The sequence below is a fragment of the Paenibacillus sp. BC26 genome, from assembly GCF_900116125.1.
GTDB lineage: Bacteria > Bacillota > Bacilli > Paenibacillales > Paenibacillaceae > Paenibacillus_Z > Paenibacillus_Z lignilyticus.
This window is the reverse complement of the sequence record NZ_FPAD01000001.1, coordinates 3,029,361-3,055,018: the sequence shown is the minus strand read 5'-3', so window position 1 is coordinate 3,055,018 and position 25,658 is coordinate 3,029,361. Positions and strand designations below refer to the sequence as shown.

30 protein-coding genes are annotated in these 25,658 nt (G+C 47.2%); all 30 read left to right on the top strand.

Features of this window, described 5'->3' with window-relative positions; all coding sequences use genetic code 11:
• Positions 1-9: 9 nt before the first annotated feature.
• The 30 genes from BM412_RS13630 to tsf all read left to right on the top strand — a co-directional run bounded on the left by BM412_RS13630 (position 10) and on the right by tsf (position 25,591).
• Positions 10-1,512, top strand: a complete 1,503-nt coding sequence (locus BM412_RS13630; protein WP_091218752.1) for a flagellar hook-length control protein FliK — start codon at positions 10-12, stop codon at positions 1,510-1,512.
• 57 nt (positions 1,513-1,569) lie between these two features.
• Positions 1,570-2,028, top strand: coding sequence for a flagellar hook capping FlgD N-terminal domain-containing protein (locus BM412_RS13625; protein ID WP_091218749.1), 459 nt, complete (start codon positions 1,570-1,572; stop codon positions 2,026-2,028).
• Positions 2,021-2,398: a TIGR02530 family flagellar biosynthesis protein gene (locus BM412_RS13620; protein WP_091218747.1), complete on the top strand. Its 378-nt coding sequence runs from the start codon at positions 2,021-2,023 to the stop codon at positions 2,396-2,398. Before BM412_RS13625 ends, BM412_RS13620 begins: the two co-directional genes overlap by 8 nt.
• Before the next feature lie 118 nt (positions 2,399-2,516).
• Entirely contained in the window at positions 2,517-3,344 is an 828-nt protein-coding gene (gene flgG / locus BM412_RS13615; protein WP_091218744.1) for a flagellar basal body rod protein FlgG, read from the top strand.
• A 56-nt stretch (positions 3,345-3,400) separates the two neighbouring features.
• Positions 3,401-3,628, top strand: a complete 228-nt coding sequence (locus BM412_RS13610; protein WP_091218742.1) for a flagellar FlbD family protein — start codon at positions 3,401-3,403, stop codon at positions 3,626-3,628.
• Positions 3,625-4,107, top strand: coding sequence for a flagellar basal body-associated FliL family protein (locus BM412_RS13605; protein WP_091218739.1), 483 nt, complete (start codon positions 3,625-3,627; stop codon positions 4,105-4,107). Before BM412_RS13610 ends, BM412_RS13605 begins: the two co-directional genes overlap by 4 nt.
• A gap of 45 nt (positions 4,108-4,152) precedes the next feature.
• Positions 4,153-5,154 (top strand): flagellar motor switch protein FliM, encoded by a 1,002-nt coding sequence (fliM, locus tag BM412_RS13600; protein WP_091218738.1) that lies wholly within the window; start codon positions 4,153-4,155, stop codon positions 5,152-5,154.
• Positions 5,144-6,394, top strand: coding sequence for a flagellar motor switch phosphatase FliY (gene fliY, locus BM412_RS13595; RefSeq protein WP_091218735.1), 1,251 nt, complete (start codon positions 5,144-5,146; stop codon positions 6,392-6,394). Before fliM ends, fliY begins: the two co-directional genes overlap by 11 nt.
• 20 nt (positions 6,395-6,414) lie before the next feature.
• Positions 6,415-6,777, top strand: a complete 363-nt coding sequence (locus tag BM412_RS13590) for a response regulator (protein WP_091218732.1) — start codon at positions 6,415-6,417, stop codon at positions 6,775-6,777.
• Between the two features lie 4 nt (positions 6,778-6,781).
• On the top strand, positions 6,782-7,393 hold the full coding sequence (locus tag BM412_RS13585; RefSeq protein ID WP_091218730.1) for a flagellar biosynthetic protein FliO: 612 nt from the start codon (positions 6,782-6,784) through the stop codon (positions 7,391-7,393).
• Entirely contained in the window at positions 7,390-8,145 is a 756-nt protein-coding gene (fliP, locus tag BM412_RS13580) for a flagellar type III secretion system pore protein FliP (protein ID WP_091218727.1), read from the top strand. Before BM412_RS13585 ends, fliP begins: the two co-directional genes overlap by 4 nt.
• A gap of 24 nt (positions 8,146-8,169) precedes the next feature.
• Entirely contained in the window at positions 8,170-8,439 is a 270-nt protein-coding gene (gene fliQ, locus BM412_RS13575; protein WP_091218725.1) for a flagellar biosynthesis protein FliQ, read from the top strand.
• A gap of 11 nt (positions 8,440-8,450) precedes the next feature.
• Positions 8,451-9,239 carry a flagellar biosynthetic protein FliR gene (gene fliR / locus BM412_RS13570; protein WP_091218723.1) on the top strand — a complete coding sequence of 263 codons (789 nt, stop codon included), beginning with the start codon at positions 8,451-8,453 and terminating at the stop codon, positions 9,237-9,239.
• Between the two features lie 16 nt (positions 9,240-9,255).
• On the top strand, positions 9,256-10,344 hold the full coding sequence (gene flhB / locus BM412_RS13565) for a flagellar biosynthesis protein FlhB (protein WP_091218720.1): 1,089 nt from the start codon (positions 9,256-9,258) through the stop codon (positions 10,342-10,344).
• 33 nt (positions 10,345-10,377) lie between these two features.
• Positions 10,378-12,411, top strand: a complete 2,034-nt coding sequence (gene flhA, locus BM412_RS13560) for a flagellar biosynthesis protein FlhA (RefSeq protein ID WP_091218718.1) — start codon at positions 10,378-10,380, stop codon at positions 12,409-12,411.
• A complete protein-coding gene (flhF, locus tag BM412_RS13555) occupies positions 12,408-13,742 on the top strand; it encodes a flagellar biosynthesis GTPase FlhF (protein ID WP_091218715.1) in 1,335 nt (444 codons plus the stop codon). Before flhA ends, flhF begins: the two co-directional genes overlap by 4 nt.
• On the top strand, positions 13,742-14,611 hold the full coding sequence (locus BM412_RS13550) for a MinD/ParA family protein (protein WP_091220414.1): 870 nt from the start codon (positions 13,742-13,744) through the stop codon (positions 14,609-14,611). Before flhF ends, BM412_RS13550 begins: the two co-directional genes overlap by 1 nt.
• Positions 14,612-14,639: 28 nt before the next feature.
• Entirely contained in the window at positions 14,640-15,953 is a 1,314-nt protein-coding gene (gene cheB / locus BM412_RS13545; RefSeq protein WP_091218713.1) for a chemotaxis-specific protein-glutamate methyltransferase CheB, read from the top strand.
• 47 nt (positions 15,954-16,000) lie between these two features.
• On the top strand, positions 16,001-18,076 hold the full coding sequence (locus tag BM412_RS13540; protein ID WP_091218710.1) for a chemotaxis protein CheA: 2,076 nt from the start codon (positions 16,001-16,003) through the stop codon (positions 18,074-18,076).
• 14 nt (positions 18,077-18,090) lie between these two features.
• Positions 18,091-18,552 (top strand): chemotaxis protein CheW, encoded by a 462-nt coding sequence (locus BM412_RS13535; RefSeq protein WP_091218708.1) that lies wholly within the window; start codon positions 18,091-18,093, stop codon positions 18,550-18,552.
• 5 nt (positions 18,553-18,557) lie between these two features.
• Positions 18,558-19,175: a chemotaxis protein CheC gene (locus tag BM412_RS13530; RefSeq protein ID WP_091218705.1), complete on the top strand. Its 618-nt coding sequence runs from the start codon at positions 18,558-18,560 to the stop codon at positions 19,173-19,175.
• On the top strand, positions 19,172-19,666 hold the full coding sequence (locus tag BM412_RS13525) for a chemotaxis protein CheD (protein ID WP_091218702.1): 495 nt from the start codon (positions 19,172-19,174) through the stop codon (positions 19,664-19,666). The genes BM412_RS13530 and BM412_RS13525 overlap by 4 nt, the downstream gene beginning before the upstream one ends.
• Before the next feature lies 1 nt (position 19,667).
• The gene (locus BM412_RS13520; protein WP_091218700.1) at positions 19,668-20,090 is read left to right on the top strand and encodes a hypothetical protein; all 423 of its coding nucleotides are present in this window, start codon (positions 19,668-19,670) and stop codon (positions 20,088-20,090) included.
• 4 nt (positions 20,091-20,094) lie between these two features.
• Positions 20,095-20,880, top strand: a complete 786-nt coding sequence (locus BM412_RS13515; RefSeq protein WP_091218697.1) for a FliA/WhiG family RNA polymerase sigma factor — start codon at positions 20,095-20,097, stop codon at positions 20,878-20,880.
• A gap of 20 nt (positions 20,881-20,900) precedes the next feature.
• Complete coding sequence (locus BM412_RS13510) at positions 20,901-22,307, top strand: DUF342 domain-containing protein (RefSeq protein WP_091218694.1); 1,407 nt, start codon at positions 20,901-20,903, stop codon at positions 22,305-22,307.
• Positions 22,308-22,382: 75 nt separating this feature from the next.
• Complete coding sequence (locus tag BM412_RS13505) at positions 22,383-22,679, top strand: hypothetical protein (RefSeq protein WP_143111626.1); 297 nt, start codon at positions 22,383-22,385, stop codon at positions 22,677-22,679.
• A 33-nt stretch (positions 22,680-22,712) separates the two neighbouring features.
• Complete coding sequence (locus tag BM412_RS13500; RefSeq protein WP_091218689.1) at positions 22,713-23,318, top strand: DUF6115 domain-containing protein; 606 nt, start codon at positions 22,713-22,715, stop codon at positions 23,316-23,318.
• Positions 23,311-23,889 carry an MltG/YceG/YrrL family protein gene (locus BM412_RS13495; RefSeq protein WP_091218684.1) on the top strand — a complete coding sequence of 193 codons (579 nt, stop codon included), beginning with the start codon at positions 23,311-23,313 and terminating at the stop codon, positions 23,887-23,889. The genes BM412_RS13500 and BM412_RS13495 overlap by 8 nt, the downstream gene beginning before the upstream one ends.
• Positions 23,890-24,092: 203 nt before the next feature.
• Complete coding sequence (gene rpsB, locus BM412_RS13490; RefSeq protein WP_091218682.1) at positions 24,093-24,791, top strand: 30S ribosomal protein S2; 699 nt, start codon at positions 24,093-24,095, stop codon at positions 24,789-24,791.
• 149 nt (positions 24,792-24,940) lie between these two features.
• Positions 24,941-25,591 carry a translation elongation factor Ts gene (tsf, locus tag BM412_RS13485; protein ID WP_091218679.1) on the top strand — a complete coding sequence of 217 codons (651 nt, stop codon included), beginning with the start codon at positions 24,941-24,943 and terminating at the stop codon, positions 25,589-25,591.
• The last annotated feature ends 67 nt before the right edge of the window (positions 25,592-25,658 follow it).

Here is a 25,658-nt window from a genome sequence, read left to right as displayed (position 1 = left end):
AAAAACAACATGCAAATGCCAGTATCCAATGCTTCACCTAATGCCAGTGCTCCTTCTGCGGTATCAGGTTCATCGTCTGTTAAGGGGACGGAAGGCAATGAGTTTAACCAGACCTTGGTTCAGACGCTTGCCGGTAATGGAGCCGGTTCGACGCCTACACAACTTTCCAAAGAAACGGGAGTTGTTTCCCAATTACCGGTGAATACGCTGGCCTCTCTGCTGGGCGACAACGTTTCGGCTGCTGATCTGCTTGCTGCAATTGAAGAGCTTCTAAAGAAGCTTGACGCTGCAGACAGTGAAGAATTGGCTGAAACGACAACGGAAAGCAGCTTGAGCGACGCTCTGGCTCAGTTAGACAATCTGCTGAGTATGCTATCGGGCATGCCCATTGCACAACCAGCGCTTCCGCTTACAGGGGATCAAACAAGCGCTAACAGTACACAAGGCGAAGGCGATTCAGCCGGTGGGATCAACGAATTGCTAAGTATCATGGCGGGCTTGAATAATGGTCAAGCGATGGCAGCCAATCTTCAAGGTCAATCAGGGCAGACGACTTCTGATGCTGCTGGCACAGAGTCGGCCGGTCTGGAAGCCATCTCGGCATTGAAAGCGGGCTTGCAGGATGCATTATCCGATTTGCGGTTACTCTTGCAAAAGCAAAAGGGAAATGCGGCCGATCGCGAACAAAATGGTTTGGTGAGCAAGCAGCTGATTGCGCTTGAGCAATTGATTAACGGAAAGCAATCGGAGCCGACAGTTAGCTCGGCAGCTCAATCATCCAATCAGGCAAACGGGATCGATTCCATTCGAGCTTTGCAAACAGCCCCTACACCTACTAATAATCATCTTCAGCGAATGGCCCACCAATTGCTTCATGTAGGGCTATTGAAAACAGCAGTCAAGCCGGAAGCAGTTGAACAAGTCGAAACTGAAACGTTGCAGTCGCTATCAGAGCCGAGCAGTATCAATTTCGCTCTATTAGCCGGCAATCAAGAATTGCAGCGCCAAGCGATGACAGCAGCGAAGCAGTCGGTTGATCAGCCAGTTCCCATTCAGCAATTTGCTTCAACAATTCAGAAGATGGTTGTGAGCCAATTTAATGTAACGGCGAGCAATGGCATGTCCAACGCGCAATTGACTTTATTCCCTGAACATCTCGGTCAAGTTAATGTCAACATCTCGATGCATAACGGTACACTGACTGCACAGTTCGTGACAGACACGGTACTTGCTAAGGATATGCTGGAGAATCAAATGGCACAGCTTCGTTCCGCTCTGTTATCGCAGGGGATGCAAGTAGAGAAGCTTGAGGTAACGCAAGCGCCTGTATTGCCGAACATGTTCCAAGACCGACAAGGTCACAGCGGAAGAGACCAAGGAACGTCCAAACGCCAATCCGGCAATGAGGCAAACGGAGAAATCGATTTTGATGCCGGTCTGGAAGAAGTGACTGTGGAACAAGCGGTTGACCGTGATCTGGGCTTAGGCCGAGGTATTCATACGCGAGCATAACCATTCCAAGGTTATGAATGATAACGAAGAACCTATAGATCGGAGGTGACGAGAAAAATGTCCGGTGATAATGTTTCAACCCGCAACGTCTGGCCTTATTATAGTGCGAGCAATGTGCAAGCAGCAGCTGAGAAGAAAGCGGACACCTCCCTGGGCAAAGATGATTTCCTTCGGATTCTTGTAACGCAGCTGCAGAACCAAGATCCCATGCAGCCTTTGCAGGATAAGGATTTTATCGCGCAAATGGCGCAATTCTCTTCTGTAGAGCAGCTGGTTAACATGTCAGATCAGTTAACGATGCTCCGTCAAAACCTGGGAATGGCATCAAGTATGATCGGTAAGGAAGTTCAGTGGTATGAATACGCCAATACCGGCGAGATGATTCCGGTAACCGGAAATGTAGAGTCCATCATTATTAAAGATAAAGCGCAATACGCAAGAATCGGTGATAAAGATATTAAGCTGGATGACATCGTATCGATCGCGGATCAAGGCGGTGCAGCTATCAATGGATGATATCTTGAAGATTGGCCATTTACGGTTAACCGGTAACAGTCAGCTTCGTAAACCGAACCAGCAGGAGAGCACGGCAGCCGGTACAGCATCATTCAAAGAAGTGCTGGATCGCAATGTGCTTAAGTTCAGCAATCACGCCGAGTTACGTATGGCGCAGCGCGGTATCACGTTCAAACCCGAAACGATATCCAAAATCGTGAACGCCATCGATCAGGCTGCAGCAAAAGGTGCGAAGGATTCGCTGGTCGTTTATCGGGACATCGCGATGATTGTCAATGTTCCAAGTCGTACTGTCATCACTGCACTGGATGGTAACTCCCTCCAAGGCAATGTATTTACTCAAATCGACAGTGCAGTCATTGTTTCTTAATCGGCTGGACCTTCTTATTGGAAGCCGAAGAGTCGTGGATCGACTGAAGCGACTCATAAGATAGACTTCTTTGAAAGGCAGATTAACTGTACATACACCACTAGGAGGCTGACAATTCATGTTAAGATCTATGTACTCCGGCGTTTCAGGCATGCGCGGTTTTCAAACGAAGCTTGACGTCATCGGCAACAATATCGCGAACGTAAATACGGTAGGATTTAAAGCAGGCCGCGTTATGTTCAAAGATATTCTCAGCCAAACGGTTTCCGGTGTAACGCGTCCTGAAGAAGGAACAACCGGGGGCGTCAATGCGAAGCAGGTGGGACTTGGTGTTGCCATTGCTTCGATCGACACGATCCACACACCTGGTAGTGCAATGACCACCAATGTTCCTACTGACGTTCGAATTGATGGAGATGGATTCTTCGCGGTTTCCCCATCGGCAGACGGTGCTGAAGCTCCTTATCTGACTCGGGCAGGTAACTTCACTCTCGATGCAGCAGGCCAACTCGTTAATGGCGACGGCATGTTTGTATTAGATTCTAATGGCGGACCGATCGTTCTGGATCCTGCCGAGGTTAAATCGTTCACCATTTCACAAGACGGCTCGATCATCTCAGTTGGTGCAGACGGTCAAAGCCAACCATCTGGGTTCCAGCTGGGCGTCGTGAAAGTGACGAATCCGAACGGACTTGAGAAAATCGGAGGCAACCTTTACCGAATGACGCCAAATGCGAACGTTGACGGTGAAGTGGTCATGACAACGGCAGGTGACGCTGAGGCAGGTACCGGCGCAATTATTGCGGGTCAATTGGAGATGTCGAATGTCGATTTGACATCAGAATTTACCGAAATGATCGTTGCGCAGCGTGGATTCCAAGCTAACTCACGGATCATAACAACTTCAGACGAGATTTTGCAAGAGGTTGTTAACTTGAAACGCTAGGTGAATAACCGTAGGGGAGGCCTACCTGCCTCCCTGCTAGTTTAAGGAGGAAGTCCATGATCGCGGTAAAGCGTTTGAACGGAAAGACATTACATATTAACGCGCTCTTGATCGAGCAAGTTGAAGAAACACCGGATACCTTGATTACCTTAACTACGGGAAAAAAAATATTGGTATTGAATAAGGCCGATGAAGTAATTGCCTCCATACAGTCGTATCTTCGCAGTATAGGCGTCTATGCGGCTACCATAAAGAGTGAACATTCGGAGGGACCCTCGACATGAAAAAAATGCTGCCCTGGCTGATTACCATTTTACTAGCGATCACATTAATTGCTATCGTAGCTGTTATTTTGTTCAACTCCTTAATGGGTGGGGACGATTCGAAGGACGCTGTTGGCAAAGCGGCTAATAATGCGGAAGCCGTAAAGGTGGTCAAGCTGACTGCGGATGAACGGGTGAAATTAACCAGCGAAATTACGGATATTAAAACAAACCTGGCCGACCCGGAATACATCGCGGTACTAGGGCTTGCTTTTCAATTAGATGAGAAATCGACGAAAGAAGATTTCGATAAAATTAAAGATATCCAAATCAAACCTATCATTATTCGGACATTGTCCGACATGAAGCCTGATGAAGTTAAAGGATCCGCAGGCAAAGATGAGCTATGTGCCAAGCTGCTGAATTTAATCAATCAGGAGCTGCCGGAAGGCAAACTCATTAAGGTACAGGTAACAAACTTTATCGTGACGACGCTGTAGTCATTAGGTTGCAACATGACGCATTCCTTGAAGGGGGTGAAATAATTGGTTGATGTTCTGTCGCAGAACGAGATTGATGCGTTGCTCGCTGCTTTATCATCCGGTGAAATGGACGCAGAGGAATTAAAAAAGGAAGAAACGCAGAAGAAAATTCGTGTCTATGAATTCAAACGTGCGGTCCGTTTCTCGAAGGATCATATCCGAAGCTTAACTCGGATACACGAAAACTTCGCGCGATACTTGACCACCTATTTCTCAGCACAGCTTCGTACCTTTGTACAAATAAGTGTCGTTCAAGTAGAACAGCTGCCTTATGACGAGTTTATCCGCTCCATTCCCAAGATGACGATCCTAAATATTTTCGAGGCGGAGCCTTTAGAAGGCAGAATGGTGCTTGAGGTTCATCCGAACGTTGCTTATGCGATGCTGGATCGATTGTTAGGCGGACAAGGTTTAGCGCCTTCCAAAATCAACGCACTGACTGAAATCGAAACGAACATTATGGAACGAATCTTCAGTAGAGCATTCGAGAGCTTACAAGAGGCATGGAAGACGATCATCGATATTTCGCCACGGATGGAAGCATTAGAAACGAATCCGCAGTTTATGCAGATCGTGTCACCGAACGAAACCATCGCACTGATATCGCTTAGCACGAAGATCGGTGATACGACCGGGATGATTAACTTATGTATCCCGCACGTCGTTATCGAGCCGATCATGCCAAGGCTATCCGTGCACCATTGGTTTGTGTCGCAGAAGAAGACAAGGGCACCCGAGGAAGTAGAGGTCCTGAAGCAGCGCGTGACGAAAGCGAAGCTGCCGATCGTCTGTGAGCTTGGTAACTCCAGTATTTCGATTCGCGAGTTTCTGGGACTTTCTGTCGGCGATGTGATATCGCTTAGCAAACCGATAGATCAAGGGCTTGATATTAAAGTTGGGGATAAGCTGAAATTTATCGGCAGTCCGGGATCGGTTAAAGATCGTATGGCCGTTCAAATTGATCAAATCCTCACTGAAGGAGTGGAAGAAGAGTATGACGAGTAAAGATTACTTATCACAAGAAGAAATCGATGCCTTGCTGCGTCAGACTTCCGATGAGCCCGAGATGCCGGAGTCGTTTAACCGGGAGCAAGAACTAAATAATTACCTAAGCTCTATCGAGCAGGATGCACTTGGAGAAATCGGTAATATCACATTCGGGAGTGCAGCCACTGCTCTTTCAACACTGCTTGGCAGAAAAGTAGATATTACAACGCCAAAAGTATCCTTGATCAGACGCAGTGAGCTTGATAATGAATTTCCGAAGCCGCATGTAGCCGTATCCGTTAGCTATGTCGATGGCTTCCAAGGGATCAACTCTCTCGTTATTAAAACAAAAGATGCGCAGACCATTGCGGATTTAATGCTTGGCGGTGAAGGAAAGCTGCTGGGGTCAGAGCTGAATGAGATCCACATCAGTGCGGTTCAAGAAGCGATGAATCAGATGATGGGTTCATCAGCTACATCCATGTCTACGATCTTCAACCGTTTTGTTAACATCTCGCCGCCCGGTATTGATATTTTGGATATTCACAGTGGTTCAGGCGTGGAGAAGCTTCCGCCGGACGATCTCTTCATTAAAGTGTCGTTCCGCTTGGCTATCGGAGACTTGATTGATTCTACCATTATGCAGCTGCTGCCGATTTCGTTTGCGAAAGAGATGGTAGATACGCTGATGGGCGGAACTTCGTCTGAACCGACACCTGCACCAGCCCCGGTTCCGGCTCCGGCGCCAGTATATACGCCTGCAGCAGCTGCACCTGCACCTGCGCCGGCACCAATACATACACCGCCTCCGGCCTATATTCCGGAACCGCCTGCAGCTCATATGCCGCCTCCTGCGGCTTACATGCAGCCGCCGATGCCGCAGTATGCAGCAGCTCCGGTAGGGCCTCAAACTTATGGTGCCGCAGCGAACCGCAACGTGAACGTTCAGCCGGTACAATTTGCTAATTTTCAAGGCGCTCCGTATGTGCAAGCAGACGATTCAAATTTAAATTTATTACTCGACATACCGCTAAAGGTCACAGTAGAATTAGGAAGAACTCAGAAGCAAATCAAGGATATTCTTGAATTGTCGCAGGGATCAATCATTGAGCTGGACAAGCTGGCAGGGGAACCGGTTGATATTTTGGTCAATAACAAATTGATCGCCAAAGGCGAAGTAGTTGTTATCGATGAGAACTTCGGTGTTCGTGTCACAGATATCGTAAGCCAATGGGACCGTATCCAAAAATTACAATAACACCTTAGGGGGAAGAAACGATGGCAAATCGCATTTTAATCGTAGACGACGCAGCATTTATGAGAATGATGATCCGCGACATACTTACAAAGAACGGATACGAAGTAGTAGGGGAAGCGCAAGACGGCGCACAAGCAATTGAGAAATACAAAGAATTGAAACCGGATCTAATCACCATGGATATTACAATGCCTGAGATGGACGGTATCGTTGCACTGAAAGAAATCAAGAAGCTCGATGGCAATGCAAAAGTAATTATGTGTTCCGCTATGGGACAACAAGCAATGGTTATCGATGCCATTCAAGCCGGCGCAAAAGACTTTATCGTAAAACCTTTCCAGGCTGACCGCGTAATTGAAGCGATCAAGAAAACGCTAGGTTAATAGAATGAGGGTTTTAAAAGGTGTACGACTTGCTGCTATGGCTGTCTCCGGCTGGCTTTTGACAGCAAGTCTTGCGTCAGCAGAGATAAGCGGTGATGAGGATAAACCGGTAATCGGAACGAGTATCGGGTACTACATCTGGGTCATCATTGCGCTCATGCTGGTCGTAGGATTAATCATTCTCGTTATGAAATGGCTTTCCAGCCGCAATCGTGGATGGGGGACCAACCGGGCGCTTCGATCGCTTGGAGGCATACCGCTTGGTCAGAATAAATCGCTGCAAGTGGTAGAGCTCTCCGGCAGAGTTTACGTTGTAGGCGTTGGCGAAGATATCACCCTTCTCGATAAAATCGATGATCCCGAAACCGCATCGGCTATATTGGAAGCGATTGAACAGCAGAACGGCCGTACTTGGAACACACCGAATCTGACGGATTTCATCGGTCGATTCCGTAAAACCAACAAGGCGGACGAACCTACGAGCGAACCTTGGCAAGCGGCTACTTCTTTCAAGGAACTGCTCAATAACGGGATGATGCGCCAGTCGGATCAGAAGCAGAAGGTAGAAGAGCTGCTAAAAGAGCGAAATCAAAATGATCGGTTGTTGGACGAATGAACAAAAAACTATTACTGGCGGTTACTGCTATACAACTGTTCACCTTATTGTTTCATGCGCATGCCTTCGCAGAGCCGCTGCCCAATGTCAGCGTAAGTATCGGAGACAGCGGCAGTGAAACACCTGGAACGAGCGCGCTTTCCCTGTTACTGATGATCACCGTATTAAGTGTAGCTCCGGCCATTCTCGTATTAATGACCAGTTTCACTAGAATCGTAATCGTACTGGGATTCGTCCGAACCTCACTCGGAACGCAGCAAATGCCTCCGAATCAAGTATTGATCGGACTTGCAATGTTTCTCACTTTCTTCATCATGGCGCCAACTTTAAGTTCAGTGAATCAAGTGGCTCTTCAGCCGTATCTCAAAGGCGAATTGACGCAAACCGAAGCGCTTAACAAAGCCGCTGTACCGATGAAGCGATTCATGATGAAGCAAACGAGAGATAAAGACTTACTTTTATTTTTGAAATATACGAAGACAGAGAAGCCGAAATCCGTTGAGGATGTTCCGATTACGATTATGGTTCCGGCTTACGCACTAAGCGAGCTTCGCACTTCTTTTCAGATGGGATTCATGATATTCATTCCGTTTCTAATCATAGACATGGTGGTCGCCAGTACGCTCATGGCGATGGGGATGATGATGCTTCCGCCGGTTATGATCTCTCTGCCTTTCAAAATTTTACTGTTCGTTCTGGTAGATGGCTGGTATCTGATCGTCAAGTCGTTGCTGTTAAGCTTTAATCCGTAGGTTCTGTCAGGAAGGAGTCCATGCATGAGTACTGACTTCATCATCGCCTTAGCTGGACAGGCTGTATATACGGTACTGAAAGCCAGTGCGCCAATGCTCTTAATCGGACTTGTAGTAGGACTGATCGTTAGTATTTTCCAAGCTACTACACAGATTCAGGAGCAGACGCTGGCATTCGTTCCTAAGGTGGCGGCGGTACTGCTTTCCATCTTGTTATTCGGGCCGTGGATATTGAATACGTTGGTCGATTTCACTTACAACCTGCTGAATAACTTGTATAAATACATCGGATAGGCTGTGGATCGATGGAGTTGTTTCTTCAAGGATTTCCTATTTTTTTGCTTATTTTTTGTCGAATTACAGCGTTTTTCGTCGTGGCGCCGATCTTTTCGACTCGAAATGTGCCGAATACGTTCAAATTGGGATTCTCTTTTTTTATCGCGCTGCTCGTTTTTTTAACTTATGGCCTCAAACAAACGATCGTCCCCGATGCTGATTATGTACTAGCGATCATTCGAGAGATTTTGGCAGGTGCTTTGCTCGGATTTGCAGCTTATCTGTTTTTTACCATTGTAAATACGGCAGGTAGCTTGATTGATATGCAAATGGGCTTTGGTATGGCTAACATAATTGACCCCATGACAGGTGTTTCCGCACCGCTTATGGGTAACTTCAAAGGGATGATCGCAACCCTCGTTTTCTTATCGATAAATGGACATCATTACTTGCTTTCCGCTTTACTACAAAGTTATGAATGGATTCCTCTGACCAATACGTTGTTTGCTCAGTTTAGTAGTGGGAGCATGACCAGTTACTTGACAGGCATGTTTGGGCAGACGTTTCTGCTTGCCGTTCAGATGTCAGCACCGCTGGTTGTTGCGATGTTCTTGACGGACGTTGGGCTTGGCTTTCTTGCGCGCACAGCGCCTCAGTACAATGTGTTTGTAATCGGGATCCCGATTAAAATTTTAGTCGGCTTTCTCATGTTGGCTGTAATGATGCCAGGTCTCGTCATCCTGTATGAGCACTTGTTTGAACAGATGTTCGCTGCCATGCGGAAGCTATTCGACATTTTACAAGGTCCTGCAGCTTAGGTAGGAGGCAGTAATTATGGTTAAGTATCGTTGGACGCTCGACTTACAAATGTTCAATGGTGAAAAAACAGAGCGTGCAACACCGAAAAAAAGGCAAGATGCCCGTAAGAAAGGCCAAACGGCCAAAAGCCAGGAGATTCCGGCAGCACTAATTCTATTCTTTATCTTTCTGAGTTTTATCATGATGGGCGATTACTACAAGGTTCGTCTGATGCGCATATTTGGACTGATATTAGAGCAGAAGCTGTTGATGCAAGTGACGACGGAAAACATCGTTACCTTGTTTTCTGATCTCATGATGCAGTGCTTGATGTTATTGGCGCCTATATTTGCAATCACCGTACTCATTGCGATTTTGGGCAATTACGCACAGATCGGAATTATGTTCACCGGTGAGCCGCTCATGATGAAATTCAGTAAAATCAGCCCCATAAAAGGGTTTAAACAAATTTTCTCCATGCATTCCGTAGTGGAGTTTGTGAAAAATATTTTGAAGCTGCTACTCATTGGATTCATGGTTTATTGGATTCTATGGGGTGAGCTGGATGTCATTATGCAGCTTGCAACCGTTTCAATTAGCGAAACATTTAGTTTCATTGCGAGAACCACGATTAAGCTCGGCTTATATATTGGTGCAATTCTTGCTGTATTGGCACTATTTGATTACATGTACAAGCGGTATGAACACGAGAAGAGCTTGAAGATGTCGAAGCAAGACATCAAGGACGAATATAAGAAATCCGAAGGTGATCCGCTCATTAAAGGCAAAATTCGAGAACGGCAGCGCCGGATGGCTCTGCAGCGAATGATGCAGGATGTACCTAAGGCTGACGTCGTCATCACAAACCCAACCCACTTCGCGATCGCCATTCAATATGAAGGCTCGAAGATGGATGCCCCTAAAGTAATCGCAAAGGGGATGGATTTTGTGGCCCTTCGCATTAAAGAAGTGGCAAAGGAAAACGGCGTAATCATGATGGAAAACAGGCCGCTTGCCAGAGCGTTATACGATCGAACGGAAATCGGCGATTCGGTTCCCGTTGACCTATTCCAGGCTGTGGCGGAAGTACTGGCATATGTATATAAGCTCAAAAAGAAAGTGTAATCATCTACATTTATCTATGGAGGAGGGAACGTCATGAAGGCTAGAGACCTGACTATACTAATCGGGATCATCGGCATCGTTCTTATGATGGTCATTCCGATTCCACCGGCTTTGCTTGACGTGCTCCTTATAGTCAACATTTCAGTTGCGCTTATGATTTTGCTAATCGCAATGAATACGCAGGATGCTTTGGAATTTTCCATATTTCCGGCATTGCTGCTCATCACAACCTTGTTTCGTTTAGCACTGAACGTTTCAACAACTCGAAACATTCTTCAGCATGCCCACGCGGGTAAGGTAGTTGCGACTTTCGGCAACTGGGTAGCCGGCGGTCAAATTGCAATTGGGTTCGTTGTGTTCTTAATTCTTGTTGTGGTTCAGTTCCTTGTTATTACTAAAGGTTCGGAACGTGTCGCAGAAGTTGCCGCAAGGTTTACCTTGGATGCAATGCCAGGTAAACAGATGAGCATCGACGCCGACTTGAATGCCGGCCTTATTAACGAAGTCCAAGCAAGAGAGCGCCGCCAGAAAATCGAACGCGAAGCTGATTTCTACGGTTCGATGGATGGTGCCAGCAAATTTGTTAAAGGGGATGCCATTGCATCCATCATCATACTTGTTATTAACCTACTTGGCGGATTTGTAATCGGGATGTCGATTCATGGGATGAGTTTTTCTGATTCTTTGCATACGTTCTCCGTTCTAACGATTGGTGACGGACTGGTCAGTCAAATTCCTGCCCTATTGATTTCGACGGCAACAGGCTTAATCGTGACCCGTGCAGCATCTGACGGCAACTTGGCTCATGATGTGACTTCACAGCTGTTTCGTTATCCGAAACTGCTTTACATCGTAGCAGGGACAATTACGCTGCTCGGAGTTGGAACGCCAATCGGACCGATAGCCACATTACCTTTTGCAGCTATTATTTCGTACGGTGCCTATCGGATGCAAAAATCGCTCACGAAGGAACAGGAGGCACAAGAGCTTCTTGTGGAAGAACAGGAAATTGAAGAGGTTCGAAGCCCTGAAAGTGTAATCAGCTTGCTGCAGGTGGATCCGATTGAATTTGAATTTGGATATGGCTTGATCCCGCTTGCCGATACGCAGCAGGGAGGCGATTTGCTGGATCGGATCATTATGATTCGCCGCCAATGTGCGCTTGAACTCGGGCTTGTCGTTCCGGTTATCCGAATTCGAGACAATATTCAGCTTAAACCGAATGAATACATAATTAAGATAAAAGGAAATACGGTAGCTCGCGGAGAGCTGCTGCTCAATCACTATCTTGCAATGAGTCCCGGATATGATGATGAGTCGGTTATCGGTATCGAAACCGTGGAACCGGCATTCGGTTTACCGGCTATCTGGATCGATGAGGCAACCAAGGAAAGAGCTGAATTGACGGGCTATACCGTCGTGGATCCTCCGTCCGTTGTCGCCACCCATTTGACAGAACTAATTAAACGTCATGCGCATGAGCTGATCGGGCGCCAAGAGACGAAGGCACTTGTGGACAATGTCAAAGATTCCTACCCTGCATTGGTGGACGAACTCATTCCGTCTATACTCAACGTCGGAGAAATCCAGAAGGTCCTGTCCAAGCTGCTGCGCGAGAAAGTATCCATACGCGATATGGTAACGATCTTCGAAGCGCTTGCGGATCATGGAACCTATACGAAGGATACGGATATTCTGACCGAGTATGTTCGCCAGGCCTTATCGCGACAAATTACACAGCAGTTCTCCCATAATGGAGACACGCTTCGCGTAATTACCGTAGGGCCGACACTCGAGAAGAAGATAGCAGAATCGGTTCAAAGCTCGGATCAAGGCAGTTATTTGGCTTTAGATCCCGTTTCAACTCAAACCATTTACCAGAAGTTGAATGAGCAGGTAAATAAACAGATTCAATCCGGCAATCAACCGATCGTGCTCGCATCGCCTACTATTCGCATGTATTTAAGACAAATCGTGGAACGCACGATGCAGGATGTTCCTGTTCTATCTTATAGCGAGCTCGAGCCAAGTATTGAAGTACAAAGCATTGGAGTGGTGAATCTATGAAGGTAAAGCGTTATGTGGTCAATGCATTACCCGAAGCGCTGCCGATGATTCGCAATGAGCTTGGTGTAGACGCCATTATTTTGAATACGAAAGAGATTCGTGTTGGCGGGTTTCTTGGCATGTTCGGCAAGAAGAAAACCGAGGTCATTGCGGCCATAGAGGCGGGAAGCCAATCAGCGCCTACACCTAAGTCGCCTCCTCGCCCTCAACCGGCTAAACAGCCAACGGTGTCACCGTCTATGATGGCTTCGATTGCTTCTATGGCGTCAACGGCAGTCGCAGAGCAACAAATCGCGAAAGAAAAACCAACAAGACAGGATGCAGCCGTTCATAATGCACCTGAGGTGCCAGCGGGGGCTCGCGTTTCTCCGGCAGCTACTTATGAAGCTAGAATAGCTGTACAACAGCCGCAATCCGGAGTAGAGAATCGAAAGCCTCGATTGACAGAAGAGGAACTGATTGCGGAAATCCGGGATATGAAGCAATGGATTGTCAGAATGTCGAAGCAGCAGAAGCTGGAAACAAGGCCTGAGGCATTGCAAGGTTTACAGGAACGGCTGCTGGAACAAGAAGTCAGCCAGAAGTTGATCGACAAATTAATAGAAGAAATCGAAGAGAAGCTGGAGCTTACTGATCGATCGCCGCAAACGACTGCAGTTGATCGATTGACTGTATGGCGAATCGCCGAACAGATTCTGCTGGAATGGCTCAAGGACTTCGAAGCCAGCGTCATTGGAAGAGAAACGCAGGTTATCCATTTCGTAGGCCCAACGGGAGTTGGGAAGACGACTTCTATTGCTAAACTGGCTGCAGAGCAAACGTTGAAGTCTGGTCGAAAGGTTGGTTTCATCACCTCGGACACCTATCGGATCGCCGCTGTCGATCAACTGAGAACGTACGCTACGATACTGAATGTTCCTCTTGAAGTTGTATTTTCGCCATCGGAGGTTGCCAGAGCTTTCAAGCAGCTGGAAGATCGCGAGCTCATATTCATGGATACGGCAGGGCGGAACTTCCGCAACGAGCTTTATGTATCTGAAGTGAACAGCTTGCTGCAATCCGACAGACGATCTGAAACGTTCCTAGTGCTCAGTCTAACCGGCAAGTTTGCCGATATGTCGAGCGTGGCTGAGAATTTTGCGAAATACGGTATTGATCGGGTGCTCTATACCAAACAGGATGAGACGAACGCTTGCGGCGCCATTCTCAATTTGGCAATGGAACAGGGACTTCGTCCTACTTACATAGCATACGGGCAAACGGTTCCTGATGATATTACGACATTCAAGGTATCGACTTACGTTTCGCAATTGTTGGGGGATTCCCAATGATGACTGACCAAGCGGAAGCACTGCGAAATTTAGTGCGCAATCAAGAACAGAAGAATGAAGGACGAACGACAAAAGTTATAACGGTCACAAGCGGCAAAGGCGGCGTTGGCAAATCCAACTTTAGTCTGAATTTCTCGCTTGCATTGCAACGGATCGGGCAGAAGGTTCTGATCTTCGATGCCGATATCGGAATGGCCAATATCGATGTGTTAATGGGCGTTTCATCCCCTTATAACCTCTATCATCTCTTGAAACAAGAGAAAACGATTTGGGAGATTATTCAAGAGGGCCCGCAAGGCGTGCATTTTATAGCAGGCGGATCAGGCTTTAAAGATCTCCTTGATTTATCGGCGGACCAGCTCAATTACTTCGCTGAACAAATTAGCAGGCTTCATGGTCAATACGATTTTATATTGTTTGATACCGGGGCGGGTCTTTCGAAGGAAACGGTGAAATTCATAACCGCTGCCCAGGAAACCATCGTGGTCACGACACCTGAACCGACCTCGATTACGGATGCGTATGCACTAATTAAGATGGTCACGGCAATGGAGCATGACGTTAAATTCAAACTGATTGTGAATCGCGCAATCGATACCAAGGAAGGCAACGCAACCGCAGACAAAATCGGTCTTGTGGCACAGCGTTTTCTAAATATTGAACTGCCGGTGCTGGGCATTTTGCCGGATGATCCGAATGTAACAAAGGCTGTGAAGAAACAAGTTCCTTTTGCAATAGCTTATCCGGGTTCAGATGCGTCGAAGTCGATCTTGGAAATTGCGAAACGATTCGTTGAAGTACCTCAACCTCCTGCCGCCGCGATTAGCGGTGTCAAAGGATTTCTACATAAGATGTTCAGACTTTCATAATAATCCTTGGAATCGAGGAGGCACATCAATGAATACGATCTCGCGAGTATTGGTTGTAGATGATTCTGCCTTTATGCGGAAAATTCTATGTGATCTGATCGCTGTTGATCCCCAGTTTGACATTATTGCTACTGCAAATAATGGCCGCGAAGCAATCGAGGCAGTTCGAACGCTTAAACCGGATGTCATTACGATGGACTTGGAAATGCCCGAGATGAACGGACTTGAAGCGTTGGAGCGGATCATGCGCATTCATCCGGTGCCGATCATCATGCTCTCCAGCATAAGCGATGACGGAACAAGAGAGACCATCAAAGCACTGCAAAATGGCGCTTTTGACTTTATCCGTAAACCTTCCGGTCCGATGTCACCTGATATCCATACAGTCGGTGAGCAATTGTTGGAGAAGCTTCGAATTGCAGTTCTGACGAAGCGGCATTCTTACTTATTCCAGCCTTCGAAGCCTGCGCCGGCAGCGAAGAAGCCAAGTATCGCTAAATCGAAGCCGGCAACCATCAGCTTTGAGTCAGCGCCATCAATTAAGGATGAGCTTCCACTGAAGCCTGTACTACCTCCGGTGGAGGAGTTTACGAGTCTTCGTGAGCAGAAGCCGAAGCATGCCGCTCAAGAGAAAGTGGAGAAACCGGCGCCATCGATCGAGGTTAACAAGCGGGCGACTAAGAAGGAACCTGAGCCGGCATTACCTGCAGCGGATCAAGAAATCGAAACGGCCATTAAACCGAATAAGCCTGTACGTTCCCGAAACTTTAAGCATTTGGTTGCGATCGGAACCTCTACCGGCGGACCGCGTGCCCTTCACGAAGTCATAACGACATTGCCGATCGACTTCCCGGCTCCCGTGCTGGTTGTGCAGCATATGCCACCTAAGTTTACGCGCTCTTTGGCGCAGCGGCTCGATACATTCAGTTCACTGCATGTTACAGAGGCTGCTCATGGTGAACGCGTAGAGGCGGGCGTCGTATACATCGCACCGGGCGGCTATCATATGGAGCTAGTCAAAGAAAGCGGCGGTTATTCCATCAAACTTTCCGAAGACGCGCCGCGCGGCGGGCACAGACCGTCCGTCGATACGATGTTCGAATCCTGCGCCGCATTCCCGGAATTACGCAGACATGCGGTCATTATGACCGGCATGGGAAGCGATGGCGTAAAAGGAATGAAAGCGCTGAATGACAGCGGAGCAGAAACGGCTATTGCCGAGTCGGAAGAGACTTGTGTCGTATATGGAATGCCACGTTCCGCAGTAGAAGCAGGCGTCGCAAAGTCGATTGTGCCGCTTAGACAAATCGCAGCCGCAATAACCCATGCCGTCAGAAAGTAAGGCTTACATTTTCGCATGGCAACCATTTATACAGGAGGTGCTTGGAAATGGATATGAACGCCTATCTATCAATGTTTATTGACGAATCGAATGATCATTTACAGTCATTAAACGAGAATCTGTTGAAACTCGAAAGCGCTCCGGAAGACATCAGCATCGTTCAAATCATTTTCCGCTCTGCCCATACATTAAAAGGCATGTCTGCGACCATGGGTTTTGAAGATCTCGCGTCGCTTACGCATGAGATGGAAAATGTGCTTGATCTGGTCCGTAATAACAAACTCAAAATGGATAACTTCATCTTTGATACGTTGTTCAAAGGCCTTGATGCACTAGAATCTATGGTCCAAGACATTATCGGCGGCGGCACGGGAAAAGCGGATGTTTCGGCTATCGTTGCTTCCCTGCAAACGATCGTGAAGGCCGACTATAAAAGTGAGCAGAGCTCATCCGCATCATCGGCAGCTGGCGGCAGCAACGCAGAGGGCGCTATATTGGACGAGTTCCAAAGCTCTATTCTTCTGCAATCTATCGATGCCGGTCACTCCGTCTATCACGTAGTAGTCACAGTCCGTGAGGATTGTGTACTCAAAGCGGCACGTGCCTATATGGTATTCGACTTCCTGGAGCGCAGCGGCGAGATCGTCAAGTCAACGCCAAGCGTTCAAGAGATCGAACAAGAAAAGTTCGACCGTTCTTTCACGGTATTTACGATTGCCAGCATTTCGGAAGAGGAACTGAGGAAAGGGATTGAATCGGTTTCTGAAATCGAAGGTGCGGCCATTACCCAATTGGATCGTGAATCGCTGCAGCAGCTTTGCGGAGCAGCTTCGCAAAGCGCGCCTGTAGCAGCAGCGAGTCCTGTGAACGCTGCACAAGTTGAAGTGAATGCCGCCAGATCGCAGGCAGCAGCAGCAGCGACAACTGCAGCACCGACAGCAGCTCAGGCACCAACAGCGGCTGGAAGCAATGTTTCCCGCACGATTCGTGTAGATATCGAACGATTGGATGCATTGATGAATCTATTTAGCGAACTGTTGATCGACAGAGTAAGACTAGAGCAGCTTGCCAGCGAGATTCGTCGTAATGAGCTGACCGAAACGGTAGAGCATATGACTCGCGTGAGCAGTGATTTACAGAATATCGTATTGAAGCTGAGAATGGTTCCGGTAGAATCCGTATTTAATCGCTTCCCTCGGATGATTCGCGATCTTGCGAAGTCGCTTGATAAGAAAGTGGAGCTCATCATCTCAGGCGCCGATACGGAGCTTGATCGTACGGTAATCGACGAGATCGGCGATCCTCTCGTTCATTTGCTTCGTAACTCGCTTGATCACGGCATCGAACCGATTGCTGATCGTATTGCGGCAGGCAAGTCGGAAACGGGCATTGTTAATCTACGGGCATTCCATAGCGGCAACCACGTCTTTATTGAAGTAGAAGAGGATGGCCGCGGCATTAACCGAGAGAAAGTGAAACAAATTGCGATTAAGAACGGAGTTGTCACCGCTGAAGAAGCAAAACGGCTAACAGACAACGAAATTAACATGCTGATCTTCGCGGCTGGCTTCAGTACGGCAGATAAAATTTCCGATATTTCCGGCAGAGGCGTAGGACTGGATGTCGTCAAATCCAAAATCACTTCACTGGGTGGTCATGTTAGCGTAGAATCCGAGCCCGGTAAAGGTACGAAATTCTCGATACAGCTGCCGCTTACGCTTTCGATTATTTCCGCGATGCTTGTGAAGCTTGGGACGGAGAAATACGCCATTCCGCTTTCATCAATCGTCGAAACGGGCATCGTTCCGCGTGAGCAGATTCGTAAAATTCACGGTAACCGTATGATCGATTATCGCGGCTCGCTTATACCGCTCATCTCCCTTAGCCAGGTGCTGGAGGCAAAATCCTTCTTAGAGGAAGAAGAACATGAGACGGAGATCGTCGTCATTCGTAAGGGCGACAAAACCTGTGCCATTACGGTAGATGAATTTATCGGTCAGAGTGAAATCGTATTAAAATCGCTTGGAAAATACTTAACAAATATTGAAGCAATCTCCGGCGCAACCATACTTGGCGATGGACAAGTCGCCTTGATCGTTGATCCAAACGCGCTCATTAAATAAAGGAGGGATTACGAATGGCTGAGGAAATCAAAGTTATCGTATTTGGTCTGGCACATGAGGAGTATGGAATTGAAGTGGAAAAAGTACGCACGATTGAGCGTATGATGCCGATTACGCGTGTTCCCAAAACGCCTTCTTTCATTAAAGGTGTTATCAATTTACGCGGTGTTGTGCTTCCTGTTATCGATCTTCGCGGCCGTTTTAGCCTAGCGGAATCTGAAGAAACGGAAAGCTCCAGAATCATCATCGTAGCCGTCAATGATTTGGAAGTGGGATTCATCGTCGATTCGGCAAATGATGTCATCGATATCGATCCAGACTCCATTGATTCGCCTCCCGAGGTTGTGGGCGGCATTAAGGCTAAGTACTTGCGTGGTGTAGCAAAAATCGGAGACAGCCGATTGCTAATCATGCTTAACCTTTCCGAAGTGCTCAATAAGAGCGAAATCATTCAACTGGAACAGCAAGAGGTCTAAGCCGAGTGAATCCACTAGATACGTTAGAAGCATTCAAGCTTGATGTATTGAAGGAAGTCGGGAACATCGGTGCAGGCAATGCGGCAACGGCGCTCTCCAGACTTCTGGACAAGCCTGTCGATATGAATGTTCCCACTGTCAGTTTAATCCCCTTCGAGCAGGTTGCTGATCGAGTAGGGGGCTTCGAACAGGTCGTTATCGCCGTATTCCTTCGAGTTGAGGGCGATGCGCCGGGTAATATGTTCTTTCTGATCGAAGAGCATTCAGCAAAGAAGCTGTTGCGCAATTTGCTTTCCATTCCAGTTTCAGAAGAAGGATATTCCGAAATGGAATTTTCCGCACTAGCTGAAATCGGTAACATACTAGCAGGTTCTTATTTATCATCTTTGGCCGATTTCACGCAGTTGTACATGTCGCCGACCGTCCCAGCCATTGCAATCGATATGGCCGGTGCTATCTTGAGTTACGGACTTGTTCAATATGGTGAAATGGGCGATTCCGCGCTTTTAATCGATACCACGTTTCTTGAAGGTCGGGAGGAACTGGCAGGTCATTTCTTCCTTATTCCGGACCCGGAATCGTTTGGTAAAATATTTAGCGCTTTAGGAGTGCCTAACGAATGATGCAGGAAAATCTCGTGAAAGTGGGCATGGCTGACCTACAGATTGCACTGAATGGTGCAATCTTGAAAACAACGGGTCTTGGGTCATGCGTAGGCTTGACTTTGTTTGACGAACGCTCGAAGGTGGCAGGCATGGTACATGTCATGCTGCCCTCCTCCGAGATTGCAAGAGAGGCTCCGATTAATATCGCAAAATATGCGGATACATCGGTTCCTCATTTGATTGGGCTCATGAAGCAAGCAGGCGCAGAACCGAGAAGACTCGTTGCTAAGATGGCAGGCGGCGCGCAAATGTTCGCTTTCAACACAAACAGTGATTCGATGCGGATTGGTCCGCGAAATGTAGAGTCCTGTAAGGAGATGCTGCGTCAATTCTCGATCCCGCTGCTCGCGGAAGATACCGGTGCTAATTATGGCCGGACGATTGAATTTAACAGTCTAAGCGGTGTACTTGTAATACGCAGTGTGCAGCAAGGAGTAAAGGAGATTTAGTATGGTAGGGTCTTGGCGCTGGAATGTCTTCCTTGGAGTAGGCGGCAGTTTACTTACATTATTATTCTCGCTGGACAGTAATGGGATGGCGGTTACCAGCCTCCGTTGCCTGTACGCATTTCTTACCTTTTTTGTTCTGGGCTTTGTTTTCCGCGCGTTAGTGGCACTTATCATGAATCCAAGGGCGCAGGCTTTATCACAGCTAGACGGTGATGAATCGAAAGGGAGTTCGGTTGATTTTGCAACACCGGATCAAAGTGATGAGTTGAATAATTTGTTGAAAAATCAGCTGGATGGAAACCTAACGCTCGATTCAAATAAAGGAGCAATATTTCAACCGCTGACACCACCTAAATTAGTATCAACTCAGAATAGAGAGCCTGAAGAATTGGCTAAAGCAATACGTCACCTAACGGGAGGGTGAGAAGATGATTGAGCCGAAAGCGCCTCATTTGTCTAACATCGAGATTTGGCAGAAGTGGAAAGAAGACGGGGACATTGAAGCGAAGAAACTGTTGATCGAACAATACTTAACATTGGTTGATTATGTGAGCAATCGTATGGCCATTGGGTTGCCTAAGAATGTTTCCAAAGATGACTTGGCAAGTAACGGGGCAATGGGGCTAATCGATGCAATCGAGAAATTCGATTACCGGCGCGGCCTACAATTTGAAACGTATGCTTCGTGGCGAATTCGTGGAGCCATTATCGATGGTTTGCGTCAAGGCGATTGGGTTCCTCGTTCGGTTCGAGAGAAAGCCAAGCGTATCGAGGAAGCGTATCAACTGCTTGAACAGCAATACATGCGTTCGGTAACGGATGCGGAAATCAGCGGATATTTGGATGTTTCGGAGAAAGAGTTTGACGTCATGCTGCAAGAGATTGCCGTTACGACGGTTTGTTCCCTCGAGGATCCGATTCGAGAAGAAGAATCCGAGACCCGATTGTCGCTGCTCATCGACGAGAAAGCGAAGAACCCGGATTACAAGGTACATGAGTTTTTCCTGAAAGAATCCTTGATTCGCGGTATCGATCGTTTGACAGAGAAAGAGAGAACGGTTATCTCGCTCTTCTATTACGAGGAATTATCGTTAAGTGAAATCGCTGAGGTGATGTCCTTATCTCCTTCGCGGATTTCGCAGCTTCATTCAAAAGCAATTTTGAGATTACGAGGTGCATTAGAAAAACAAAAGGATCAATTAATGCAGCATTAGAGTATAAAGGGGGGCCAGTTTTGTCTACATCTGAAACATTACAATCACATCTCGTTGTTCAGCTTGCACCTGATAAACTGACCGCTACGATCCAATTTAATGTTGCGGATGAGCAGTTCTCGTGCACGGAAGGACAGCTTGAAGAGTTTTTGAAAAGCCACGGCATTTGTTACGGAATCAGTCGTGACATGCTTCGTAATATCGCTAAGCGACCGAGTGCCTACTTTTACAGCCAAAATGTTATTGCGCTGGGAGAGCAGCCGGTACATGGCGAGGATGGTTATATCCGGTTCTCCCATGATATGAATGAAGGCGAGTACCGGCCGGTGGAACTCGAAGGCGGGAAAATTGATTTTAAAGAAGTCACACAACTAAAAAATGTGAAGCGTGGTCAATTGATCGCCGAGAAGGTTCCGGCAAGAGCGGGCGTGGAAGGCAAAGCGGTAACAGGGGATACGATTGCTTGCAGAAACGGCAAAGAAGCTTATTTTAAAATCGGTAAAAATGTCGTGTTGAATCCTGAACAATCAGCAATGTACGCCACGATCGATGGACTCATCTCGCTTACAGATAAAAGCAAAATTAACGTATTCCCTATCTTTGAAGTAAATGGAGATGTCGATTACAAAATCGGCAACATTGACTTCGTAGGTACTGTAGTCATACGAGGAAACGTTTTGACCGGATTTAAGATTAAGGCTTCCGGCGATATTCGGGTAATCGGCGGGGTTGAAGGGGCCATATTGGAATCAGACGGCTCAATTGAAATTACCGGTGGCATTCTCGCGAGTAACAAAGGGTATGTGAAAGCAAATCGGAATGTGAAGAGCTCCTTTATTCAAGACAGCAATGTCACGGCGGGAGAAGATGTATTGGTCTCTCAAAGTATTATGCACTCGCATGTTCGCGCTGGGAGAAACGTCGTTTGCAGCGGCCCCAAGGGTCTGCTTGTCGGAGGGAACATCCAGGCCGGAGATCGCGTTGTCGCGAGAACGATCGGGAATACCATGTCAACGGCAACAACACTCGAGGTTGGCGTGCGCCCAGAGCTGAGAGCGGAACTAACTGAGCTTCGCTTACAAATCAAACATAAAGTGGATAACCTTGACAAGACGGAGAAAGCACTCAAATTGTTAGATCAGCTCGCTTCAGTCGGCCAACTGACACCAGACAAAATGGCCATGCGCGTTAAGCTTACATCAACCAAGCGCGCCGCAGTCGAAGAGATTTCAACGGCAAAGGATCGCGTACTTGAAATCGAGAAATCACTTGAGGATACCGATCGCGCCAAAATTGATGTCGTTAACGTCGTGTACGGGGGGACCAAGATCGTCATTGGCCGCTACACACGTTTTGTCAAAGATGCCACACAGCGTGTTTCCTTCCGCTATTTTGAAGGTGACATTGTAATGGCGCCTTATGTCTAGTGATTATTGTTTAGCTAGTGAGAGGCTCGAAGTTTAGGAGGAAACCGAATGCCTTTTAAACCTATTGATTTCCAAATGTCTATACCACGTACACCGGATAGCAGTTTGCATCAACAACAGTTGAATCAGCGCCCAGTCGCAGAGCAAATGCGATTGGAGAACGATACGGCCAAACAAACGGAGCTGCTCCGTAATCGCAATACCGCTGTTGAACAGAACATAGACACCAGGATCAAAGACAACCGGCAGCGGGATTCTCTATTTAAACAGAATCAAAAGAAGAAGCAAGATGGTGAAGCGGGTACGGATGCGGAATCCGAGCAAGGACAGAAGCATCCTTACAAGGGAAATCATATCGATATCTCGATGTAACGGATTGTTAAACCGAAATGCAGGTGAATGAAGATGGAATCATGGCAAACGATCATGCTAATAGGCGGTATTGTTGTTGTCTGCGCAGCTGTTCTGCCGCGAAGAATACCAAGCGGTAAGCAGGAGCAGTCAACCCAAACCGTACGCAATATGGAAACGGCACTAGAGCAGTTTATGGAGAACATGGAAGCGGACAATCGCGAGCTTGTCGACCTTGTCAGCAAATCCACCCAAGATACGCAGCTCCAGACCAAGAAGCGCGATGAACGGATGGAAGTGCTTGAGAAGCGCTGTGCCGAGCTTGAATTGCTTCTGGCTGAACAAACCAAGCAGCATGCTTCCGCATTGGAGCAGCAGTCTGTGAAAATCTCGAATATGGCCATCCCAGTGTCGGTTAATCAGCCTTCAGCTCATTCAGCAGCTCAGCATCCATTTCCGGCAGTTTCGGATGAAGTGGAAGAGGTGCCGGAAGCCGAAGAGCCAAATTCAACGATTCGCGACCGTTATACCGACTTGTTTGATATGTATCAAAACGGCAAATCCATTGATGCGATAGCTAAGAAACTCGGTAAGAACAAAGGGGAAGTCCAGCTTATTCTTCAGCTATCGAAGCAGGAGGAAGCAGCGCGTCATGAATAAACGTACATTTCTCTTTGGCGTAGGTACTGGAATTGTCATCGGTGCAGCACTTCTACAGCTTATGTTTATCGGCGAGAAACAAGTGAACCATATGGAAGAGCCGGTCAAACAGGAGTCTACCGAATCAGAAGCAATCGGGTATACGAAGACGGAACTGGACCAGGCCGTTGCGGATGAACGTGAACGGGTAGAAGCTGAATATAAGAAGAAATTAGCTGATGAGAAGGCGAAGTTGGAGCAAGTAAAGCAGGAGCAAGCGAAACAAGATGCTGCGGCTGCAGCTAATAATGATAAGAACGGTAAGGAGACAGCGGATTCCGAGAACACAGCTGTCTCTAAACCTATCCTAGTTCGCATTCCGCCGAACTCCAGTGTAACCGATACAGCAGATATCTTGAATTCCAGTGGCGTCATTTCGGATAAGAAAGCTTTTATCAGCCTGATGCGTACAACGAAGATACGCGCAGGTTATTTTTCATTTCAAGAGGACTTGTCTTTGACGCAGATACGCACGATTATTACGAGTAAACCGAATGCTTCTTCGCCTGAGCAGTCATCATCCGACCAATAATTCGCTGTCTAGCAAAATAGGATAAGGAAACCTGTCAATTGTGGTTGCAAGCGTGTATGCAGATGTGTTATAGTAATTGACGGTGTTAAAAACACACGCCGATTAATTTCGTTATTGGTGCTTCGACCCGGTCGAAGTGATGACGGAAAATGATATTGGCGGAGGTAACCACTAAAAACCATTTAACAGGAGGTGTGTAAGAGATGGCGGTAATTTCCATGAAACAGCTTCTAGAAGCTGGGGTACACTTCGGTCACCAAACTCGTCGTTGGAACCCTAAGATGGATCGTTATATCTTCACAGAACGTAACGGTATTTACATCATTGACTTGCAGAAAACAGTTAAGAAGGTCGAAGAAGCTTACAACTTCGTACGTTCGATCGGCGAAGAAGGCGGCACTATTCTCTTCGTAGGTACTAAGAAACAAGCACAAGATTCGGTGAAAGAAGAAGCAGAACGTTGCGGCAACTTCTACATCAATCAACGTTGGCTCGGCGGCACGCTGACTAACTTCCAAACGATTCAAAAACGTATCGACCGTCTTAAAACGCTTGAGAAATGGGAAGAGGACGGCACTTTCGAAGTTCTTCCTAAGAAAGAAGTTATCATTCTCCGTAAAGAGAAAGATCGTCTTGAAAAATTCCTCGGCGGTATCAAAGGCATGAAAGGTTTGCCAAGCGCATTGTTCATCATCGACCCACGCAAAGAGCGTATCGCGGTTGCTGAAGCACGCAAACTTGGTATCCCAATCGTAGGTATCGTTGATACAAACTGTGATCCGGACGAAATCGACTACGTGATCCCAGGTAACGATGATGCAATCCGTGCAGTTAAATTGCTGACAGCTAAAATGGCTGATGCAATCGTTGAATCGCGTCAAGGCGAAGTAACAACTGCTTAATAGAGTTTTCGATACGACACGAAAGGGTGGTCAGAAGGTGCATAACCTCTCACCGCCCTTTTTTCGAATGTTCGCGCTGATGGTTTTGAGCGAGCCTGCGGTTCGCTCGGCAATCAGCTATACTTAACTAATTTCAGGAGGTTTCCAACATGGCAGTTAGTGCTAGTGCAGTAAAAGAATTGCGTGAAAGAACAGGCGCAGGCATGCTTGATTGTAAAAAAGCGCTTGATGAAACAAACGGTGATATCGCGAAAGCAATCGACTTGCTTCGTGAAAAAGGTCTTTCCGCTGCAGCAAACAAAGCGGGTCGTGTAGCTACTGAAGGTACAGTAGAATCCTACATCCACGCTGGCGGCCGTATCGGCGTTCTGGTTGAAATCAACTGCGAAACTGACTTCGTTGGTAAAACGGAACAATTCCGCGAGTTCGCTCGTGATATCGCTATGCAAATCGCAGCTGCAAACCCTAAGTTTGTTAGCCGTGAAGAAGTTTCCTCCGAAGAGTTGGACAAAGAGCGTGAGATTTTGAAAGCTCAAGCGCTGAACGAAGGCAAACCAGAGAAAATCGTTGAAAAAATGGTTGAAGGCCGCATCAGCAAATACTACGAAGAATACTGCTTGCTTGAGCAGCCGTTCATCAAAGATCCAGACAAAACAATCCATACATTGCTGAAAGAGAAAATCAGCACAATTGGAGAGAATATCTCTATCCGCCGCTTCGCTCGTTTTGAGCTTGGTGAAGGCCTTGAGAAAAAAGAAGACAACTTCGTTGCAGAAGTTATGTCGCAAGCTAAATTGTAAACCGAACGCGCAGGCGGGGCGGGGCGTTCGCCCCGCCTATTTCCTATAATTAGGTCTAAATTTTCAA

Coding starts and splice junctions, on each gene's coding strand:
- BM412_RS13540 (WP_091218710.1), top strand. CDS start 16,001: ATGGATATGAACGCCTATCTATCAATGTTTATTGACGAATCGAATGAT.
- BM412_RS13610 (WP_091218742.1), top strand. CDS start 3,401: ATGATCGCGGTAAAGCGTTTGAACGGAAAGACATTACATATTAACGCG.
- fliP (WP_091218727.1), top strand. CDS start 7,390: ATGAACAAAAAACTATTACTGGCGGTTACTGCTATACAACTGTTCACC.
- BM412_RS13515 (WP_091218697.1), top strand. CDS start 20,095: ATGATTGAGCCGAAAGCGCCTCATTTGTCTAACATCGAGATTTGGCAG.
- flhA (WP_091218718.1), top strand. CDS start 10,378: ATGAAGGCTAGAGACCTGACTATACTAATCGGGATCATCGGCATCGTT.
- BM412_RS13500 (WP_091218689.1), top strand. CDS start 22,713: ATGGAATCATGGCAAACGATCATGCTAATAGGCGGTATTGTTGTTGTC.
- rpsB (WP_091218682.1), top strand. CDS start 24,093: ATGGCGGTAATTTCCATGAAACAGCTTCTAGAAGCTGGGGTACACTTC.
- BM412_RS13605 (WP_091218739.1), top strand. CDS start 3,625: ATGAAAAAAATGCTGCCCTGGCTGATTACCATTTTACTAGCGATCACA.
- BM412_RS13590 (WP_091218732.1), top strand. CDS start 6,415: ATGGCAAATCGCATTTTAATCGTAGACGACGCAGCATTTATGAGAATG.
- BM412_RS13535 (WP_091218708.1), top strand. CDS start 18,091: ATGGCTGAGGAAATCAAAGTTATCGTATTTGGTCTGGCACATGAGGAG.
- flhB (WP_091218720.1), top strand. CDS start 9,256: ATGGTTAAGTATCGTTGGACGCTCGACTTACAAATGTTCAATGGTGAA.
- BM412_RS13620 (WP_091218747.1), top strand. CDS start 2,021: ATGGATGATATCTTGAAGATTGGCCATTTACGGTTAACCGGTAACAGT.
- BM412_RS13495 (WP_091218684.1), top strand. CDS start 23,311: ATGAATAAACGTACATTTCTCTTTGGCGTAGGTACTGGAATTGTCATC.
- BM412_RS13585 (WP_091218730.1), top strand. CDS start 6,782: ATGAGGGTTTTAAAAGGTGTACGACTTGCTGCTATGGCTGTCTCCGGC.
- BM412_RS13505 (WP_143111626.1), top strand. CDS start 22,383: ATGTCTATACCACGTACACCGGATAGCAGTTTGCATCAACAACAGTTG.
- fliQ (WP_091218725.1), top strand. CDS start 8,170: ATGAGTACTGACTTCATCATCGCCTTAGCTGGACAGGCTGTATATACG.
- tsf (WP_091218679.1), top strand. CDS start 24,941: ATGGCAGTTAGTGCTAGTGCAGTAAAAGAATTGCGTGAAAGAACAGGC.
- BM412_RS13520 (WP_091218700.1), top strand. CDS start 19,668: ATGGTAGGGTCTTGGCGCTGGAATGTCTTCCTTGGAGTAGGCGGCAGT.
- BM412_RS13630 (WP_091218752.1), top strand. CDS start 10: ATGCAAATGCCAGTATCCAATGCTTCACCTAATGCCAGTGCTCCTTCT.
- BM412_RS13550 (WP_091220414.1), top strand. CDS start 13,742: ATGACTGACCAAGCGGAAGCACTGCGAAATTTAGTGCGCAATCAAGAA.
- flgG (WP_091218744.1), top strand. CDS start 2,517: ATGTTAAGATCTATGTACTCCGGCGTTTCAGGCATGCGCGGTTTTCAA.
- fliY (WP_091218735.1), top strand. CDS start 5,144: ATGACGAGTAAAGATTACTTATCACAAGAAGAAATCGATGCCTTGCTG.
- flhF (WP_091218715.1), top strand. CDS start 12,408: ATGAAGGTAAAGCGTTATGTGGTCAATGCATTACCCGAAGCGCTGCCG.
- BM412_RS13525 (WP_091218702.1), top strand. CDS start 19,172: ATGATGCAGGAAAATCTCGTGAAAGTGGGCATGGCTGACCTACAGATT.
- fliR (WP_091218723.1), top strand. CDS start 8,451: ATGGAGTTGTTTCTTCAAGGATTTCCTATTTTTTTGCTTATTTTTTGT.
- cheB (WP_091218713.1), top strand. CDS start 14,640: ATGAATACGATCTCGCGAGTATTGGTTGTAGATGATTCTGCCTTTATG.
- BM412_RS13625 (WP_091218749.1), top strand. CDS start 1,570: ATGTCCGGTGATAATGTTTCAACCCGCAACGTCTGGCCTTATTATAGT.